Consider the following 19,099-nt stretch of genomic DNA (forward strand, 5'->3'; position numbering starts at 1 on the left):
CCTAGTCCTTGTCGGCATGGGTCATGGCTGTGTAGAACAGCCACGACACCAGCAGGATGATCAGGAAGTACACCAGCGAGAACGCCGCCGCCGGGCCCAGGTCGAACTGCCCCACGGCCATGCGCGTGAGGGTCTGGCTGAGGAACGTGGTGGCGTTGCCCGGCCCGCCACCGGTCAGCACGAATGGCTCGGTGTAGATCATGAAACTGTCCATGAAGCGCAGCATCACCGCGATCAGCAGCACGTTTTTCAGCTTGGGCAGCTGGATATGGCGGAACACCGCCCAGCCCGAGGCACGGTCGATGCGTGCAGCCTGGTAGTACACGTCGGGGATGGCGCGCAGCCCCGAATAGCACAGCAATGCCACCAGCGAGGTCCAGTGCCACACATCCATCACCAGCACGGTGAGCCAGGCGTCGAACGGGTCGCCGGCATAGTTGTAGCTGACCCCAAGCTTGGCCAGGGTGGCGCCAAGCAGGCCGATGTCGGCACGGCCGAAAATCTGCCAGATGGTGCCGACCACGTTCCACGGGATCAGCAGCGGGATCGCCATGATGATCAAACACACCGAGGCCATACGCCCCTTGGTCGGCATGGTCAGGGCAATGCCGATACCCAGCGGGATCTCGATCAGCAGCACGCAGGCGGAGTAGATGAACTGGCGCAGCAGCGCATCGTGCAGCGCCGGGTCACGCAGCACCTGGCGGTACCAGTCGGCACCGACGAAGTAGCGGTTGGACTGGTCGAAGATGTCCTGCACCGAGTAGTTGACCACCGTCATCATCGGTACCACTGCGCTGAACGCCACCAGCAGAAACACCGGTAGCACCAGCCACCAGGCCTTGTTGTTCTGCACCTTGTTGCTCATGGCCCGGCCTCCAGCAGCACATCGTCGACGTACAACATCAACCACTGCGCCGGCAGGCTGACCCAGGCCTGCTCCACGGGCAACGGGCGGTCCTCGCCCAGCCGCGCATTGAGCGCGACACCGCCCAGTTCGAGGGTGACGATGCGGTAGGTGCCCAGGTCTTCGACATCCAGCACCCGTGCCGGGTGGGCACCCTCGAACGGGCTGTCCCACAGCTGCACGAACTCCGGGCGAATGCCCACCTGCAGTCGCCCACCCGCCGTCGCCGCCAGGCGCTCGCGCAGGCCATCGGGCAGCGCCAGGTGGACATCGCCGAACACCACCCCGTCCGCCTTGGCACGCACGTCGATCAGGTTCATCCCCGGGCTGCCGATGAAGTAGCCAACGAAAGTATGCCGCGGCCGCTCGAACAGCTCGCGCGGGGTGCCGAACTGGACAATGCGCCCGCCGTGCATCACCGCGATCTTGTCGGCGAAGGTGGAGGCCTCCAACTGGTCGTGGGTGACGTAGATCATGGTGATATTGAACTGCTCATGGATCTGCTTCAGCTTGCGCCGCAGCTTCCACTTCAGGTGCGGATCAATCACCGTCAGCGGCTCGTCGAACAGGATCGCCGACACGTCATCGCGCACCAGGCCGCGCCCCATGGAGACCTTCTGTTTTTCGTCGGCACTGAGGTTGCGCGCCTTCTTGCGCAGCACGCCCGCCAGGTCGAGCACCTCGGCAATTTCTTCCACCCGGGCACGCACCCGGGCTTCATCCAGCCCCTGGTTGCGCAAGGGGAAGGCCAGGTTGTCGAACACCGTCATCGTGTCGTACACCACCGGGAACTGAAACACCTGGGCGATATTGCGGGCCTGTGGTGACAGCTGGTTGACCGGTTTGCCGTCGAACAGCACTTCGCCATGGGACGGCGTCAGCAGCCCGGAAATGATATTGAGCAAGGTCGACTTGCCGCAGCCCGATGGCCCGAGCAAGGCATAGGCACCGCCCTGCTCCCACACATGATCCAGTGCGTGCAGGGCATAGTCGGCCTCGCTGGCGGGCTGGCGGCTGTAACTGTGCGCCAGTTGGCGCAGGCGGATTTCGGCCATCACCCTCTCCTTGCCTGGCGCAACCCCGGGGCCTGCACCAACGTCCCGGCGCTGTCGAAGACGAACAGCTTGTGCGTGGGGATGAACACGCGAATCGGCGTGTCCACCTGGTATTCGTGCACACCGGGCAGGTGCAGGACCATGCGCCAGTATTCGTTACGCACATGCAGGAAGGTTTCTGAACCGCTGATCTCTGCCAGTTCCACCAGCACCGCCAGCTCCAGGTCATCGTCATGGGCCGGCACCAGGGTGATATGGCTGGGGCGCACGCCAAAGCGGTAGTCGCCCTCGGCCAGCGGCTGCAAGTCGGCATTGCGGGCAAAGTGTACAGCCTGGGCAATGCTCACCTCGTTGCCACTGATACGGCCCGCCACCAGGTTTATCGGCGGCTCGGAAAACAGCTCGGCAGCCAGCACACTGCCCGGGCGCTGATACACCTCGGTGGTGGGCCCGCTCTGCACGATCCGGCCTTCGTGCACGAGAGTGGTGGTGCCGCCCAGCGCCAGCGCCTCGTTGGCCTCGGTGGTGGCGTACACGGCAATGCAATGACGCGCCGCAAACAGTTCGCGCAGTTCTTGGCGCAGGCCTTCGCGCAACTTGTAGTCGAGGTTCACCAACGGCTCATCGAAGAGGATCAACGAGGCATCCTTGACCAATGCCCGGGCCATCGCCGTGCGTTGCTGCTGGCCGCCGGAAAGCTCCAGCGGCAGGCGCTGCAGGTAGGTTTCAATGCGCAGCATCTCGGCAGTTTCCTGCACCCGCCGGCGGATCTGGTCCTCGGCCATGCGCGCCTGGCGCAGCGGCGAAGCGATGTTTTCGAACACGCTCAAGGTCGGGTAATTGATGAATTGCTGATACACCATCGACACATTGCGCTGGCGTACCGGCACACCGGTGACGTCCTGGCCATCCATCAGCACCCGGCCCTGGTCCGGGCGGTCGAGCCCCGCCATCAGGCGCATCAGGCTGGTCTTGCCGGCGAGGGTGCGGCCCAGCAGCACGTTGAACGCACCGGGCTCGAAACGCAGCGAAGCCTCGACGATCCAGGGCTGGTTATCGACGCTGCGGCTGACTTGCTCCAGCACCAGGGACATGGCGTGGCCTTCTTGTGATTGTTGTCTGCGGTGCACAGCCAGTTCCGTGCCAATCGCTCCCCGGTGCTCTGGTCCGGGGCCTGGGTGGCAGCGCTGGCAAATCGCGGCTTCACACCTGAACACAATCACTGAACAACTGAACACTTGCCGGTTTGACAATGAACACCCGTGGACAACACTGAACAGCGGTCGGCCCATAACAACAACCCAAAGGACAGGCCCATGGCCGCATCCGCTTCCACCCACGCCCAGCTGATCCAGGCTTCCTGGGCCCGCTGCCGCGATCACGGCCTGCAGCCGCAGCACGCGCCGGATTTCGACTGCCTGACCCGCACCGAGCTCAGCGCATTGCTGGAACAGCGCCAGGCTCTGCTGCGCCTGACCCGCGAGGAAGTACTGCCGCAATACACACACCTGCTGGGCAACGCCAGCTACTTGGTGATGCTGGCCGATGCCAGCGGCTGCATACTCGATAGCTGGGGCTCGCGGCGTTTCATCGAGCCGAACCAGCAGCAGGGCTTCAGCGCCGGTGCCCATTGGCTCGAGCGTGGCGTCGGCACCAATGCCCTGGGCACCACGCTGATTTGCGCCCAGGCGATCCACGTGGGCCAGGACGAGCACTTCCTGCGCCAGAACCGCTACATGTCCAGCGCAGCCGCCCCCCTGTTCGACGCCGCGCGGCAGCTGGTCGGGGTGCTCGACGTTGCCAGCGACGGCTACCTGCCGGCCAGCCAGACGCTTGGCCTGGTGCGCATGATGGGCCAGAGCCTGGAAAACCGCCTGATACTCGCCGAGCATGCCGACCGGCATGCGCAGCTGATCTTCAATAGCGCCTCCGACAACCTCGACAGTCCTTGGGCCGGCCTGCTGGTGTTCGATGAGCGCGGGCAGGTGTTGGCCGCCAATCACCGGGCCGACAGCCTGCTCGGTGGTAATCCGCTGCGGCAGAACATCGAGCAGCTGTTCCAGTTGCCCCTGCAACAGCTGCTCAGTCATCCCAGAGAACAGACATTTGCCCTGCAAGCCACCGGGCGCAACCGCTTTCATTGCCAGTGGCATCCCCCACGCAAAACCGCTCGCCGCCCCGAGGCCGACACTGGCGAGCCGCGCCTGGAAAAAGCGTTGCAACAGGCCGGCCTGCTTCTGGAAAAAGACATCCCGGTGTTGGTGCAAGGTGAAACCGGCGTCGGCAAGGAAGTGTTCGTCGACAGCCTGCACCGCGCCAGCAGCCGGGCCAACCGGCCGCTGGTCGCCGTCAACTGTGCGGCGATCCCCGCCGAGCTGGTGGAGTCGGAGCTGTTCGGCTACGACAAAGGCGCCTTCACCGGCGCGCACCACAAGGGCAACCCGGGGCTGATCCGCAAAGCCCACCACGGCATCCTGTTTCTCGATGAAATCGGCGACATGCCACTGCCTACCCAGGCACGCCTGCTGCGTGTGCTGCAGTCGCGGAGCATACAGCCGCTGGGCAGTGGCGAGCCGGTGGCAGTGGATATCCGCGTGGTGTCGGCCAGCAACCGCGACTTGGCCGAAGAAGTGCGCGCCGGGCGCTTTCGCCAGGACCTGTATTACCGTATCGCCGGCCTGGCCGTGGTACTGCCGCCGCTACGCGAACGCGGTGACCGGCGCCAGTTGATCGAGCAGGTGCATGCGCGTTTTCGCGACCCTGGGCAACCCGCGCGGCTGTCCCCGGCCATTATCGACCTGCTGGATCAACACCCTTGGCCAGGCAACCTGCGTGAACTGGCAAGCGTGCTGCAAGTTGCGCTGGCCTTGGCGGGCAACGGGCCTGTCGGCGTAGAGCACCTGCCTGCGGGCTTTCTGGCCGAGTCGCAGAGGGCGGTGCTGGTGGCGGCCGAAGAGACGGACCTGCAGATGCTGGTCGAGCAAGCCAACGGCAACCTCTCGGCGGTCGCACGTCGGCTCGGGATCAGCCGCACCACGCTGTACAAGCGTTTGCGGGCGCGGTGAAGCCATATTTGCACCAATGATGCACTTGATCGCGTTCATTCAGCCAATTTGGCTGTTATTGCATCCAGGTCAGTCAGAGCGGCTGATTGCCGCTCAAGGGTCGCGCCACTGCACCGGCTGGCGGTAGGTCTGTGCCCAAGCTTGCACTTCACTGGCGGGCATCGGCCTGGCGATGCAATAGCCCTGCGCCAGCTCGCAGCCCAGGCCCATCAACACCCTGCCGTGCTCCACACTCTCCAGGCCTTCAGCTACGACCTCGCGGCCGAAGGCTCGCGCCAGGCCGATCACCGCGGCGGTCAGGGCAAGGTCATCCTGGTCGTGCAGGATGTCCCGCACGAACGACTTGTCGATCTTGATCGTCTGGGTCGGCAAGCGTTTGAGGTAACTCAACGACGAGTAACCGGTGCCGAAATCGTCCAGCGAAAAGCGCACGCCCAGCGCACGACAGGCGTCCAGGCAGCGGCTGACGTGCTGCAGGTTGTCGATGGCCACTGACTCGACGATTTCCAGGTCCAGCCGCGACGGGTCCACCTGCGGGTACGCTGCCAATAGCTGCTGCAGGCGCTCGGTAAAGTCACTGCGCTGTAGATGCCGTGCAGCGATGTTCACGCTTAATGACCAAGACTGCCCCTGGCGCCCCCAGGCCTGCAGCTGGCTCAGGGCCTGGCCGATCACCCATTCGCCGATTTCGACGATCAGGTCGGTCTGCTCAACCCAGGGCAGAAAATCGCCGGGCGGCACCACGCCACGGCCTGGCCGCTGCCAGCGCAGCAAGCCCTCGAAACCTAGCACCTGGCCACTGCGCAGGTTGACCTTGGGCTGGTAATACAGGCACAGCTCGTGGTTGTTCAGGGCCCGTCGCACCCGCGCCACCGTCTGGTGGGTGGCCTTGAGTTCCTGCTCCTGCGATACGTCGAACAAGTGATAGCGGTTGCGCCCGCGCTGCTTGGCCACATACATGGCCTGGTCGGCGTGGCGTACCAGCGTATCGGCATCTTCGTCATCCTGGGGGTACAGGGTCACGCCGATGCTGGCGCTGAGCGACAGCGTGTGTTCGCGTACCACACAGGGCGCCGCCAATGCCCGCAACACCCGCCTCAGGGCTGCATGCAGCTGGCGCTCATCATCGACATTGCGCAGGATCAGCACGAATTCGTCACCCGACAACCGGGCCACGGCATCAGCACCGCGCAAGATACTCTTCAAGCGCTGCGCCACCTCCACCAGCAGCAGGTCGCCCACGGCATGCCCGTAGCCGTCGTTGACCGCCTTGAAGCCATCCAGGTCGAGCATGCACACCGCCAGCGAGATGTCTTCGCGGCGCGAGTAGGCCAAGGCCTGGTTCAGCAGGTCGGACAGGTAGGCGCGGTTGGGCAGGCCAGTGAGCACATCGTGGCCCACCCGCCATTGCAAGGTATGCAGCAGCTGGCGCTTCTCGGTGACGTCAAAGCGGATCGACACATACTTGCGCACCTGGCCAGTCAGCGGGTCGACCAGTGGCACCATGGTGCTGTCGACCCAATAAAGCGAACCGTCCCGGGACCGGTTGCAGATTTCGCCCTTCCACACCCGCCCGGCGGTCAGGGCCTGCCACATGCCGACGAAGAACGCCGGCTCGTGCAGGCCGGAGTTGAGGATACGGTGGTTGGCACCCAGCAGTTCCTCGCGGCTGTAGCCCGAGATGCTGCAGAACTGCTGGTTGACGTACGTGATGTTCCCACGCAGGTCGGTTTCGGAAAAGATCGCGGCCGCGTCCACGGCCGCACGATAGTTATCATCCATGAAGCATCCTGCCTTAGCGGTTGAAGCGCTCCACCAGGGCGCGCAAGCCGACGCACACCTGTTCCAGTTCGGCCCCGCGCGAGGCGGCAGCGTTGGCGCTTTGAGCGCTGTGCTGGGCAATGCCGGCCACGCCATTGATCTGCCGCGAAACGTCCTCAGCCACTGCCGACTGCTGCTGCGAGGCGGTGGCCATCTGTTGGCTCATGTCACTGATACGCTGCACCGCATCACGAATGCCATGCAGTGCTTCGCGGGTTTCCTGTACCTGGGCAACACCCTGCTCTGCGCCCGTGATGCCCTGGCTGGCAATTGCCACGGCTTCCTCGGCGCCACTGCGCAAGGTGTCGATTATGGCCTGGATGTGCAGGGTCGACTGGCGGGTCTTGTCAGCCAGCGCCCTCACCTCATCGGCGACCACGGCAAAACCACGGCCCTGTTCGCCCGCACGCGCGGCTTCAATGGCTGCGTTCAGGGCCAGCAGGTTGGTCTGCTCGGCAATACCGCGGATCATCCCGGCCGCCTCGGCGATGGCACCGGTCTGACCGGCCAGGTGGCTGACTGCCTGGTTGATCTGGGTCACCGTGCTGGCCAAGGTGCGAATGGCCGCGCCGCTGGCATCGGCCACCTGGCTACCCTGTTCGGCCAGCTGGTGCGCCGTGTGGGCTTCGGCCGCAGTCAACTGCACGTGGTTGGCCACTTCACCGATGGAGGCCGCCATCTGGTTCATTGCCGTGGCGCTCAGGTCGGTTTCTGCGCGCTGCTCCAGCAACGCTGCCTCGGTGCTGCGTGACAACTGCCCGGCATCGTGGGCCGCCACGGCCATTTGCCCGGCCAGGTCGCTCAACCGCGTCAACGCAGTTTTCAACCGTGCCTCTTCGCTGATCAGCATCAGTTGCAGCTGCCCGGCAGCGCCAGGCAGGTCGCTGTAAGTCAACGCCGCGACCGGGTCGGCGAAGGTACCTTCGGCCCCCTCGACCACCTGCTGTATCTGGCGGCCGAGGGCGTTGCGTGCCCACAGGCCATACGCCATGAACAACCCCACGGTCAGCCCCTGTCCCACCAGGCCAGGCCACAGCTGGTTGGCGCCCAGCGCCAACAGCCCACCGGCCAGGGGCAACGCCAGGGCCTGCACCAGCAGGCTCAGCCGCCGCGGCGCCGACAGTACCGCCTGGCCGGTACGCATCCGCGCATACAGGGCCTCGGCGCGGGCGACCTGCTCACGCGTGGGGCACACCCGTACCGACTCATAGCCAACAACCCGCCCGCCTTCGAGGATAGGCGTGACGTAGGCGTTGACCCAGTAATAGTCGCCGTTACGGCAGCGGTTCTTGACGATGCCCATCCAGCTCTTGCCAGCCTTCAGGTAGCGCCACATCAACTCGTATACCGCCGGCGGCATGTCCGGGTGGCGCACCAGGTTGTGCGGGCTGCCGATCAGTTCGGCATCGCTGTAGCCGCTGATGGCGGCGAATTCGGGGTTGCAATAGGTGATCAGGCTGGCGGTATCGGTAGCGGAAATCAGCCGCTGGCCAGAGGGAAAACGTTGCTCGACCGGGGTTACCGGCAGGTTGAGGCGCACGATGAGACTCCATTCAAGGGGGTGCCAGGCGCCTGCTGCGAGCCTTTGCGGGAAAAAAATCCGTAAAAGCGCTCTTGGTGACTGCCCGGTCAGGCGCGGGATTCTACGAGTCCCGCCACATAAAGCAAATAAACCTTACGGATCATGGCGTTATCGATGATTCAACGTTCCCGGCCGCGCTTGGCAAGCTGATTGCAGCGGTATTCCCGGCAGTGGCCGGGCCCTGCACAAACGCGTACGGGATCCCCACACGGCACGCACCGAAGTAGAGCCTGGCAAGCCAAATTGCACCACAACTGGTCAGACCGGTAAGGCCAAAAACCCTTGCAATGTAGGATTTTTCGCGCTTTTATGGCTTCGCGCTGAACAAACCGGTAAGACCACAATAATTAAGTCCTGCGCTCTTTCGCCCCGTGCGGCTACCGAAGCAAGGACACCGATCAGAGACTCCCCCCATGCTCAAATGGTGCTCGCGTTCGATATTCCTGCAAGTCGTGCTCGGCCTTGCCCTCGGCATCGCCTGCGGTCTCAGTTTTCCCGACCTCTCCCTGCAACTCAAACCCCTCGGCGACGGCTTCATCAAGCTGATCAAGATGCTCATCGGCCTGATCGTGTTCTGCGTGGTGGTCAGCGGTATCTCGGGCGCGGGCGACCTGAAAAAGGTCGGGCGCATCGGCCTGAAGTCGGTGATCTACTTTGAAGTGCTGACCACCCTGGCGCTGGTGATCGGCCTGGTGTTCGCCTTCAGCAGCGGCATCGGCAGCGGTGCCAACATCCACCTGGACCAGTTGTCCAGCGCCGATGCCAACGGCCTGGCCGAGCGCGGCCAGCACATCCATGGCGCCACGGCGTTCTTCATGGACCTGATCCCCACCTCGGTGGTGGGTGCCTTCGCCGACAACAACATTCTCCAGGTGCTGCTGTTCTCGGTGCTTTTTGGTAGCGCACTGAACCTGGTGGGTGACTCGGCCGCCGGCATTTCAAGGCTGATCAACGAACTGAGCCATGTGATCTTCCGCATCATGGGCATGATCGTGCGCCTGGCCCCCATCGGCGTGTTCGGCGCAATCGCCTTCACCACCAGCAAGTATGGCCTGGAGTCGCTGCAGCACCTGGGCGGGTTGGTGGCACTGTTCTACCTGACCTGCGCCGGCTTCGTGCTGATCGTGCTGGGTACGGTGATGCGCCTGTCGGGCCTGAAGCTGCTGCCATTGATCAAGTACCTGCGTGAAGAGCTGACCATCGTCCTTGGCACCGCGTCGTCCGACGCCGTGCTGCCACAGATCATGCGCAAGCTGGAGCACCTGGGCATTGGCAGCTCCACGGTCGGCCTGGTCATCCCCACCGGCTACTCGTTCAACCTCGACGGCTTCTCCATCTACCTGACCCTGGCCATCGTGTTCATCGCCAACGCCACCGGCACACCGCTGGAAATGACCGACCTGCTGACCATCCTGCTGGTGTCGCTGGTGACTTCCAAGGGGGCTCACGGCATCCCAGGCTCGGCGCTGGTGATCCTCGCCGCCACCCTGACAGCCGTGCCGGCGATTCCGGTGGTGGGCCTGGTGCTGGTGCTGGCGGTGGACTGGTTCATGGGCATCGGCCGGGCATTGACCAACCTGATTGGCAACTGCGTGGCGACCGTGGCCATCGCCCGTTGGGAAAAGGACATTGACCTGGAGCGCGCGCAGAACGTGCTCGACGGCAAGCTCGGCTTTACCCCGACGCCGCGCAAACAGCCCAACACACATCATCAACAGGAATTTTGACCGAAAGTGGCCGGCGATGACGCCGGCCCTTGCAGGAGCGAACCGTGATCAGCTCATCGACCGTCGTCACCTCAGTGGTGGAAAAACTGCGCCAGGCCCTGGCCCGGGGCCAATGGCGCACCGGCGACATGCTGCCGGGCCAGCGTGAGCTGGCCGAACAGCTGGGCATCAGCCGCCCAAGCCTGCGCGAAGCGGTGACCGTACTGGAAACTCTGGGCCTGGTACGCTCGCTGCCGGGCAAGGGCGTACTGGTACTGGACGCCGACGCCGTCATCCCGGAACCAGGCATGGACACCAGCGCTGCGGCCAGCCTGGCCGATGTGCTGGAGCTGCGCTACACCCTCGAACCCTTCATCGTCGGGCTGGTGGCGCAGTCGGCCAACAGCCAGGACGTCGGCCAGTTGCGCCTCACCCTGATGGACATGCGTGAAGCGCTGGAGGCCGATGACAGCGAAGCCGGGGTAAAAGCCTACATCGCGTTCCATGAGGCGTTGTTCACCCTTACCACCAACCCGATCTTCCAGAGCGTGGTGCAGCAGACCGGCAATGCCTTGAAGCAAAGTGCCGACATGCTGCGCAATTCGCCGGAACACCTGGCCGCGCGGCTCAAGGAAAACGAAGCCGTGGTACGCGCCATTCGCGAACGCAACAGTGCCCAGGCCAGCGCCCAGATGCGCCAGCACATTCTGGCCGAAGGCCAGCGCATGGGCATCCCGTTGAACATCCCGGACGACCACCCGCGCCCATGACCCCAGGAGAGCGACCATGAACGCCGCCCCCCACCTGCCAGCCCTGCTGGCTGCTGGCGAAACCCGCCTGTCGGCCGAGCAGATCTACCCTCGGCTGTTCGACGCCATTCTCGAACAGCGCCTGCCACCAGGGGCCCTGTTGCCCGAGCAGGCGCTGGGCCATGCCTTTGGTGTCAGCCGCACCGTGATTCGGCGTGTACTTGGGCGCCTGTCCGACCAGCAGGTGGTGGTGCAGCGCCCCAGCCACACCGCGCACCTGGCCGCGCCCGACCCGGACCAGGCGCGCCAGGTGCTCAGTGCCCGGCGCCTGGCCGAAACCACACTGATCACCCTGGCTGCCCAGCGCGCCCGGCCGGCGCAGGTGCGCCAGCTGCGGCAACTGGTGGACCGCGAACGCCAGCACCATGAAAGCGGCGAACGTTGCGCGGCGATCCGCCTGGGCGGCGAGTTTCACCTCAAGCTGGCGCAGGTGGCAGCCAATGCGCCACTGGCGCGGTTTCTCAATGGCCTGGTTCCCATGACCTCGCTGATCATCGCCCGCTACGAATCGCCGTGCTGCGACCACTGCGCCTGGCAGGAACATGCGGCGATCATCGATGCCGTGGAGCAAGGCAATGCCGAGGCGGCGCTTGGGCTGATGCACAAGCACCTGGACCGCCTGGAAGAAAAGCTCGACCTGAAATAGCGGCTCATGCTGACGCGGTTCCTGTAGGAGCAGCCTCGTGCTGCGAAGAGGCCATAGCTGGCGAAGATGATCTTTTGCCTTGCCGGCCTCTTCGCAGTACAAGGCTGCTCCTACAGGGGCCGCGGTGGCCGGGCGATGGGCTGCACAGCAGCTCCAATAACCCCACCCTATACTGCGAGAACCACCCCAGCCTCTACCAGGGAGGCGGTTGCGTGAGTTCTCGAATCCCTCTGCTGCTGTGCCTTCTGCTGGCACTCGCCGGTTGCGCGGGCAAGCGCCCGCCTGCCCCGCCACCCCCTGCGGTGCTCACGCCTGCCGCCTGGCAACGCATCGACCAGGAACTGATCGATGCCTCGGTCGGCGCCGCCGGTTCGGCCAACGACTATGCCCGGCGCTCCATGCGGGTGTGGCGGGAGCAGGTACAACAGCGCACTGAAAGTGACTTCATCCCCTGGTTCACCGGCTACTGGACCCAGCAGTGGCTGACCCTCAAGGTGGCCTGGTACAAACTGGACAGTGGCAAAGGCCGGGAACCTGCGGAAAAGCGCCTGGCCCTGTACCTGCAGGAGCAGTACCACGAGCGGGTGATCGAGCCGGTGGCCGAACAGATCAACCCCGAGGGCATCCGCGACCGGGCCTGCGAGCTGTACCTGCAACTGTTCGGCCAGCAGCTGCCAGCCATCATCAGCCGCTACAACGCACCGCCCGAGCAGCTCAGCCAGCGCCTCAACCGGATCCCCGCCATCGCCCTGGGGCCACCGGATGCCCGCAATGCCAGCCTGTATCAACTGCTACGGGCCAAGCCGCTGGACCAGCAGCCGGCCTGGCAAGCCATGCGCCAGCACCTTCACCAACTGGCCAGCAAAGGCCCCGGGAAGACCGATGTCGGGCTGAATTCGGTGGCCACCCAGGCGAGCGACAAGCTCGGCGCTACCCTGGCCCCACGCGGCATCGCCAGCGCCGTGGCATCGGCAGTCGGGAAAGTGGCAGGGGCCATGATTTCGATCGCCGCGGCCGGCTACGGCATGATGACCCATGACCGCGAGCAGCCGCAGATGGTCGAGCAGTTGCGGGTGATCCTCAACGTGGCACTGAACCAGGAATGGCAGGAGTTGATGGAGAACCGCCAGAGCGGGGCAATGGCGGGGGTGTATTACCTGTCGGGGCAGGTTGAGGACAGCTTGCTGGCCAGCATGCCGCGGCCAGCCGAGCAACCGGCTGAGCAGCAGGTGAAGCAGCAGCAAGAACCTTTGATCATCCGCCTGCCGCCTTAGGCGGTAGCCATGGCCGAGCTGGGCAGCCCAAACACCCGGTCAAACGCCCAGTTGTAGGCAAAGGTGTAACACGGCACCAGAATGATGAACGCCATGTCCACCAGCAGCGCTTCAACCAGCGTCATGTCCAGCCACCAGGCAATCAGCGGGATCAGGTACACCACCAGGGTCAGCTGAAAACCGATGGCATGCGCCACTCGGCGCCCCACGCTGCGACCGCGCTTGGCCTGGCGGCTCTCCCAGTGTTCGAACAGGGTGTTGTAGACCAGGTTCCAGAGCATGGCGATGGTGGTGATCATGACCGCCAATGGCCCGGTATGCGACGCCTGGGTGTCCGACAGGTAGGCCAGCCCGAGGGTCGACATGCACAGCCCGATCAGTTCATAGAAAGTCACGTAGACCAGTTTGCGTTTCAGTCCCTGCACCCGGGGTTACCTCCAATGACAATAGCGATGGGGCGCGATCATGCTTCATCGTGCTTGACAGCAAAAGTCAGCAGCTGTCAGATCTACTGACAGGAGGCTGCCATGAACTTTTCCAGCGACAACATCCAGCTGTTTCTTGCCGTGCTCGACCGCGGCTCGTTTTCCGCCGCCGCACGCGCCCTGCAGCGGGTGCCCTCGGCCGTGAGCATGGCCATCGGCAACCTTGAGGCCGAGCTGGGCTACAGCCTGTTCGAACGCGGCTCACGCGAGGTCCGGCCTACCGCAAAGGCCTTGGCCCTGGAGCCACACGCCAGGCTGATTGCCGAACAGCTGGGGCTGCTTCAGGTACATGCCCTGGAGCTGTCCCAGGGGCTGGAAAGCAGCCTGAGCGTGGCCGTTGTGCCGGACATCGACCACCGCCCGTTGCTGGCCGCCATCGCCAGCCTCGGCGAGCGCCACCCGTTGCTGGACATCGCCCTGCTCAGCGCCCCGCACGAAGAAGCCCTGCATCTGCTGGACAGTGGGCGGGCCGACCTCTGTGTGGCCTTTGCCGGCCTGCAGGTCGATGCCCGCCGAGGCTTCCAGCACATCGGCATGGAGTCGCTGGTGGCGACGCTGTCGCCCACCCACCCAGCCTTGCGCGAGGGGCGCATCCACTACCTCGAAGACCTGACCCGGGTGCGCCAGATTCTTGTACGCAGCCGCGACTTGCCACTGGCCGACCCGCGCCCGCTGATTGGTGCAACGCATTGGTCCACCGACAGCTTCGACCTGGCATTACAGATGGTCGAAGCCGGCCTGGGCTGGGGCGACCTGCCGCTGTCGCGGGTCGCGCCGCTGCTGGCCAGCGGGCGCCTTGTACGCCTGGATTTTCGCAATACGCGCAACGAGTTGCAGCTGCCGGTACACATTTTTTGGCGCAAACAACAACCGCTGCAGCAGGCTGCACGGCTGTTGATCGAACAGCTGGCGAATCAGTGACTGCCGTCTGTCGAAACGCCCCTAAGAAATTACTGTAAGTGCTTCAATCTTTTACCTCTTGGGCCGATATCCCGGTCGACAGGCCCCGCATCGCGTCATGAGCGTGCTGCGCCCTCCCCTCATTGGCTCAAGGTCTCGAAACATGAACCTGAAATTTCGCCACAAGATCCTGCTCAGCGCCTGCGGCGTCGTGGTCCTGGCATTTGCCCTGTTCACGCTCTACAACGACTACCTGCAACGCAACACTATTCGCCAGAACATCGAAGCCTCGGTGCAGCAGTCCGGTGCACTGACCGCCAGCAGCGTGCAAAACTGGATGAGCGGGCGCATCCTGGTGCTGGAAAACCTGGCCCAGGACATCGGCCAGCAAGGTGCCGGCGATACCTTGGCCGGGCTGATCGAGCAGCCTTCCTACACGCGCAATTTCCTGTTCACCTACCTGGGCCAGGCCAACGGGGTGTTCACCCAGCGCCCGGACACCCAGATGCCTGCCGGTTACGACCCCCGCCAGCGCCCGTGGTATGGCGCCGCCGCCAACGCCGGGCAAACCGTGCTGACAGCCCCTTACCAGGGCGCCGTCGGTGGCCTGATGGTGACCATCGCCACCCCGGTGAAGAGCAAGAACAATGGCGAACTGCTGGGTGTGGTCGGTGGTGACGTGACCCTCGACACCCTGGTCGAAATCATCAACTCGGTGGATTTCGGTGGCATCGGCCATGCCTTCCTGGCCGACGCCAATGGCCAGGTGATTGTCAGCCCAGACAAAGACCAGGTGATGAAGAACCTCAAGGACATCTACCCCGGCAGCAATCTGCGGGTTGCCGCTGGCATGCAGGATGTCACCCTGAACGGCCAGGACCGCATCATCTCCTTCGCCCCGGTGGCCGGGCTGCCGTCGGCGCAGTGGTACATCGGTCTGTCGATCGACAAAGACAAGGCTTACGCCGCGCTCAGCCAGTTCCGCACCTCGGCGATCATCGCCATGCTGATTGCCGTGGCGGCCATCGCCGGCCTGCTCGGCCTGCTGATCCCGGTGCTGATGAGCCCGCTCACCACCATGGGCCGCGCCATGCGCGACATCGCCGAGGGTGAAGGTGATCTTACCCGCCGCCTGACCGTGCAGAACAAGGACGAGTTCGGCGAGCTGGCCACCTCGTTCAACCGCTTTGTCGAGCGCATCCATGCCTCGATCAGCGAAGTGTCTTCGGCCACCCGCCTGGTGCATGACCTGTCGGAGAAAGTGGTCAGCGCCTCCAACGCCTCGATCAGTGGTTCTGAAGAACAGAGCATGCGCACCAACAGCGTGGCCGCCGCCATCAACGAGCTGGGTGCCGCCACCCAGGAAATCGCCCGCAACGCCGCCGATGCCTCGCAGCATGCCAGCGGCGCCAGTGAGCAGGCCCACGGCGGCCGTGAAGTGGTCGAGGAAGCGATCAGCGCCATGACCGCCCTGTCGCAGCGCATCAGCGAATCCTGCGCGCAGATCGAAACGCTTAACGCCAGCACCGACGAAATCGGCAAGATCCTCGACGTGATCAAGGGCATCTCGCAGCAAACCAACCTGCTGGCCCTGAACGCCGCCATCGAGGCGGCCCGTGCCGGTGAAGCTGGCCGTGGCTTTGCCGTGGTGGCCGACGAAGTGCGCAACCTGGCGCACCGCACCCAGGAATCGGCGGAAGAAATTCACCGCATGATCACCAGCCTGCAAGTAGGCTCGCGCGAAGCGGTGCACACCATGAACACCAGCCAGGTGTCCAGCGAGCAGACTGTGCAGGTGGCCAACCAGGCCGGTGTGCGCCTGGCCAGTGTGACCCAGCGCATTGGCGAAATCGATGGCATGAACCAGTCGGTGGCTACCGCCACCGAAGAACAGACTGCCGTGGTCGAGAGCCTTAACCTGGACATTACCCAGATTAACGCCCTGAACCAGCAGGGTGTGGAAAACCTCAACGACACCCTGCGCCATTGCGACCAGCTGGCCCAGCAGGCCGGGCGCTTGAAGCAACTGGTGGGCAGCTTCAGGATTTAATTGCCTGAGGGCGCTTTGCGCCCTAATCGCGACACAAGGCCGCTCCCACAAGTACCGCGTTATACCTGTGGGAGCGGCCTTGCGTCGCGATCGAACTCCTCAGCAGCCCCTTATGCCAACGCCGCCTTGGCGGCCCTGCCCCGCCGCACCCAGGCCAGCAACACCGCTGCCATGAGCACGAACCCCAGGTAGCCAAAGAACGGGTACACCTCCCCAACCAGGCTGATGAACCCCACCAGGCTGCAACCAAACGCCACCACCCCGGTAACCACCGAGCCCCAGCGGAACTTCGCCGTGCCCGCCGGAAGCAGCCGTGAAAGGAACGAGAACAACGTACCCACCGCGGTGTTGACGATCATGCCGAAGATGATCAGGCACATCACTAGCCCCAGCAGCGGCGACACCTCGCTGGCAATCGACAGCATCGGCATGGGCAAGTCGGCCACGCTGTCCAGGCGCGACAACAGCCCCGCGCTCATCACCAGCATCAGGCCACCCAGCGCCGCGCCACCGAGCAGGCCACCCCACATTGCGGTTTTCTCGCCCTTGGCCGAACCGCCCAGTATGGCCAGGATCGGCGCACCAGCCACAATGTTGTAAGACACATACAGGAACGCGCCCAGCAGCCAGTGGCGGGTGCCGGCTTGTTGCTGGCTGGCCAGGTGATCCAGCGCGGCGAAGCTCTGGTCGCGGGTGAATACGGCATACAACGCGATTGCCGACGCCACCAGGATCAACAGCGGGGTGATGGCGCCAATGGCCAGGATCACCTTGCGCACGTCAAGGCACACGATGCCCACCACCACCATCGTTACCAGCACGCTGCCGGTCAGTGCCGGAATGCCGAACTGCTGCTCCAGCAGCGCACCACCGCCGGCCAGCATGACCACGGTGACAGCGAACATGAAAAAGGTGATCAGCCAGTCGACGAACAGGCCCAGGTGGCGGCCGCAGATGGCCTGGATCACATCCTTGTGCGATGTGGCCTGCTGGCGGTTGCCCAACGCCGCCAGGGCCATGCCGAGGAAGGTGAACAGGGCGGCGCTGCCCAGCGCGCCGACCAGCCCCCACACGCCGAAGTCGACAAAGAACAACAACAGTTCCCGCCCTGAAGCGAACCCTGCCCCCACGATCACGCCGACAAATGCGCCGGCAATCTTCAGTTGCTCTTGCATGTGAACCTCTGGATTTATTGTTGTTGTCTTACTGCCACCCCATATCTCTTGTAGGCGCAGCCTTGCGCTGCTCCTACAAAAGCTTCGTGCCTGGTTACTCGTCGCCGACAAACGCCTGCACTTCAATCTCCACGTCCACCCCCAGTGCCAACGCCGAGGCCACAGTCGAACGCACTGGCAGCGCCGCGCCGAAGAACTCTTTGTAGACCTCGTTGAAACCGGCGAAATGGCTCATGTCCGACAGCCATACCGTGGCCTTTACCACTTGGTCGAAACGCGCGCCGCACGCTGCCAGGCTTTCGGCGATGCGCTCGCAGGCGGCGCGGGTCTGGGTCTGGATATCACCGCGCACCACTTCGCCGCTGGCACTCATCGGCACCTGGCCGGAGAGGAACAGGAAACCACCCGCCTTCACCGCACGGGAAAACGGAAACGGCAGGCTGCTGGGGAAACGCTGGATGTCATTGCTCATGAGATGCTCCTTTCAGGATTGTTGGAAACGGGCCGGGGACAGGCGCTCGGGCGCCACGCCCTGGCTGACAAGACTAGGGCACAGGTGTTGGCCAAGCAGCAAGTCGGCGGCCAGGCGCGAGGCGCCGGCGGCGGACTGGATGCCATAGCCACCTTGCGCCGCCAGCCAGAAAAACGCGGGGGCGTGCGCATCGAAACCGATCACCAGGTCACCGTCGGCAACGAACGAGCGCAGCCCGGCCCAGGTGTGGCTGGGGCGTCGGATCGCCAAGGTGGTCATGGCTTCGATGTTGTAGATGCCCAAGGCGACGTCGAGCTCTTCGGGCGCGGCGTCCTGGGGTTCCACCGGGTCGGCATTGGCTGGCGACCCCAGCAACTGGCCGGCGTCGGGTTTGAAGTAGAAGCTTTCGTCGACGCCGATCACTGCCGGCCAGCGGGCGAAGTCCTGGTCTGCCGGGCCGGGGAAGGTGAACGCGCTGCGCCGGCAAGGTTGCAGGCCGATGCGCGCCACGCCGCACTGCTCGGCCACGCGGTCAGCCCAGGCGCCAGCAGCGTTCACCAACTGACGGGCCTGCACCCGGCTGCCGTCACCCAGCTCCACCTGCCACAGCCCGTCCAGGTACGAGGCCTGGACAAGCTCGGCGTTGCAGCGCAGCTCTCCGCCGGCGGCGCGTAAACCGCGCAAGAAGCCTTGGTGCAAGGCGTGAACATCCAGGTCCATGGCACCCGGTTCAAGCACTGCGCCGGCCAGGGCTTCGCCACGCAGGCTGGGCACCAGGGCCAGGGCGGCGTCACGGTCAAGCAGGCGGACTTCGGTGCCATTGGCCAGGTTCTGCGCATGGGTCTGCTCAAGCAGCTCGCGCTGCTCCACGCTGGCCACATACAGGCAGCCGCGCGGTTCCAGCAGCGGATGCTCACAGAAGCCTTGTGGCGGCGTTTCGTAAAAGGCCCGGCTGGCGCGGGTCAGTGCCTGGATCTGCGCGGTGCCGTAGGCCTCCATGAACATGGCCGCCGAGCGCCCGGTGGAGTGGTAACCAGGCTGTGATTCGCGCTCGAGCAGCAGTACGCGCTGCTGGCCCGCCAGGCGATAGCCCAGCGACGCACCGGCAATGCCGGCACCGATGATCAGGGTGTCGTAGGTTGGGGTCATGCA

The 19,099-nt window shown here is 64.4% G+C and carries 15 protein-coding genes and 2 pseudogenes; 7 read left to right on the forward strand and 10 right to left on the reverse strand.

The window, feature by feature from the left end; translation table 11 throughout:
• Position 1 precedes the first annotated feature (1 nt).
• Genes PP4_RS17730 through PP4_RS17740 form a run of 3 tightly spaced genes read right to left on the reverse strand, consistent with a single transcriptional unit; the run spans position 2 to position 3,056 of the window.
• Entirely contained in the window at positions 2-868 is an 867-nt protein-coding gene (locus PP4_RS17730) for a carbohydrate ABC transporter permease (RefSeq protein WP_016500567.1), read from the reverse strand.
• A complete protein-coding gene (locus PP4_RS17735) occupies positions 865-1,962 on the reverse strand; it encodes an ABC transporter ATP-binding protein (protein ID WP_016500568.1) in 1,098 nt (365 codons plus the stop codon). The genes PP4_RS17730 and PP4_RS17735 overlap by 4 nt, the downstream gene beginning before the upstream one ends.
• Complete coding sequence (locus PP4_RS17740; RefSeq protein ID WP_016500569.1) at positions 1,962-3,056, reverse strand: ABC transporter ATP-binding protein; 1,095 nt, start codon at positions 3,054-3,056, stop codon at positions 1,962-1,964. Before PP4_RS17740 ends, PP4_RS17735 begins: the two co-directional genes overlap by 1 nt.
• 222 nt (positions 3,057-3,278) lie before the next feature.
• On the opposite strand from PP4_RS17740, the gene PP4_RS17745 reads away from it, so the two are divergent.
• Positions 3,279-5,027, forward strand: coding sequence for a sigma-54-dependent Fis family transcriptional regulator (locus tag PP4_RS17745; protein WP_016500570.1), 1,749 nt, complete (start codon positions 3,279-3,281; stop codon positions 5,025-5,027).
• Positions 5,028-5,120: 93 nt separating this feature from the next.
• Here the strand turns inward: PP4_RS17745 and PP4_RS17750 are convergent, their stop codons facing one another.
• The 3 genes and pseudogenes from PP4_RS17750 to PP4_RS29880 all read right to left on the reverse strand — a co-directional run.
• Positions 5,121-6,809: a putative bifunctional diguanylate cyclase/phosphodiesterase gene (locus tag PP4_RS17750; RefSeq protein ID WP_016500571.1), complete on the reverse strand. Its 1,689-nt coding sequence runs from the start codon at positions 6,807-6,809 to the stop codon at positions 5,121-5,123.
• Positions 6,810-6,822: 13 nt separating this feature from the next.
• A pseudogene (locus PP4_RS29875) lies at positions 6,823-7,308 on the reverse strand (methyl-accepting chemotaxis protein); the annotation flags it as partial.
• Positions 7,309-8,058: 750 nt separating this feature from the next.
• Positions 8,059-8,388: pseudogene (locus PP4_RS29880) on the reverse strand (PAS domain-containing protein); the annotation flags it as partial.
• 455 nt (positions 8,389-8,843) lie between these two features.
• Between PP4_RS29880 and PP4_RS17760 the strand changes: the two are divergent.
• The 4 genes from PP4_RS17760 (at position 8,844) to PP4_RS17775 (ending at position 12,865) form a co-directional block, all read left to right on the forward strand.
• Positions 8,844-10,157: a C4-dicarboxylate transporter DctA gene (locus tag PP4_RS17760; RefSeq protein WP_016485879.1), complete on the forward strand. Its 1,314-nt coding sequence runs from the start codon at positions 8,844-8,846 to the stop codon at positions 10,155-10,157.
• A 44-nt stretch (positions 10,158-10,201) separates the two neighbouring features.
• A complete protein-coding gene (locus PP4_RS17765) occupies positions 10,202-10,906 on the forward strand; it encodes a FadR/GntR family transcriptional regulator (RefSeq protein WP_016500573.1) in 705 nt (234 codons plus the stop codon).
• Between the two features lie 16 nt (positions 10,907-10,922).
• Positions 10,923-11,591, forward strand: coding sequence for a GntR family transcriptional regulator (locus PP4_RS17770; protein WP_016500574.1), 669 nt, complete (start codon positions 10,923-10,925; stop codon positions 11,589-11,591).
• A gap of 212 nt (positions 11,592-11,803) precedes the next feature.
• Positions 11,804-12,865, forward strand: coding sequence for a hypothetical protein (locus PP4_RS17775; RefSeq protein WP_016500575.1), 1,062 nt, complete (start codon positions 11,804-11,806; stop codon positions 12,863-12,865).
• Here PP4_RS17775 and PP4_RS17780 read toward each other — a convergent pair.
• Complete coding sequence (locus tag PP4_RS17780) at positions 12,862-13,290, reverse strand: PACE efflux transporter (protein WP_016500576.1); 429 nt, start codon at positions 13,288-13,290, stop codon at positions 12,862-12,864. The genes PP4_RS17775 and PP4_RS17780 overlap by 4 nt on opposite strands.
• A 102-nt stretch (positions 13,291-13,392) precedes the next feature.
• Between PP4_RS17780 and PP4_RS17785 the strand changes: the two genes are divergently transcribed.
• Both PP4_RS17785 and mcpA read left to right on the forward strand, forming a co-directional pair.
• The gene (locus PP4_RS17785) at positions 13,393-14,271 is read left to right on the forward strand and encodes a LysR family transcriptional regulator (protein WP_016500577.1); all 879 of its coding nucleotides are present in this window, start codon (positions 13,393-13,395) and stop codon (positions 14,269-14,271) included.
• Positions 14,272-14,413: 142 nt separating this feature from the next.
• Complete coding sequence (gene mcpA, locus PP4_RS17790; protein ID WP_016500578.1) at positions 14,414-16,300, forward strand: methyl-accepting chemotaxis protein McpA; 1,887 nt, start codon at positions 14,414-14,416, stop codon at positions 16,298-16,300.
• A 110-nt stretch (positions 16,301-16,410) separates the two neighbouring features.
• On the opposite strand, the gene PP4_RS17795 is transcribed toward mcpA, so the two are convergent.
• The 3 genes from PP4_RS17795 to PP4_RS17805 all read right to left on the reverse strand — a co-directional run bounded on the left by PP4_RS17795 (position 16,411) and on the right by PP4_RS17805 (position 19,096).
• Entirely contained in the window at positions 16,411-17,475 is a 1,065-nt protein-coding gene (locus PP4_RS17795; RefSeq protein WP_016500579.1) for a YkvI family membrane protein, read from the reverse strand.
• Positions 17,476-17,569: 94 nt separating this feature from the next.
• The gene (locus PP4_RS17800; RefSeq protein WP_016500580.1) at positions 17,570-17,947 is read right to left on the reverse strand and encodes a RidA family protein; all 378 of its coding nucleotides are present in this window, start codon (positions 17,945-17,947) and stop codon (positions 17,570-17,572) included.
• A gap of 12 nt (positions 17,948-17,959) precedes the next feature.
• Positions 17,960-19,096 carry an NAD(P)/FAD-dependent oxidoreductase gene (locus PP4_RS17805; RefSeq protein ID WP_016500581.1) on the reverse strand — a complete coding sequence of 379 codons (1,137 nt, stop codon included), beginning with the start codon at positions 19,094-19,096 and terminating at the stop codon, positions 17,960-17,962.
• Between the last annotated feature and the right edge of the window lie 3 nt (positions 19,097-19,099).

The sequence above is a fragment of the Pseudomonas putida NBRC 14164 genome (genome assembly GCF_000412675.1).
Classification (GTDB): domain Bacteria; phylum Pseudomonadota; class Gammaproteobacteria; order Pseudomonadales; family Pseudomonadaceae; genus Aquipseudomonas; species Aquipseudomonas putida.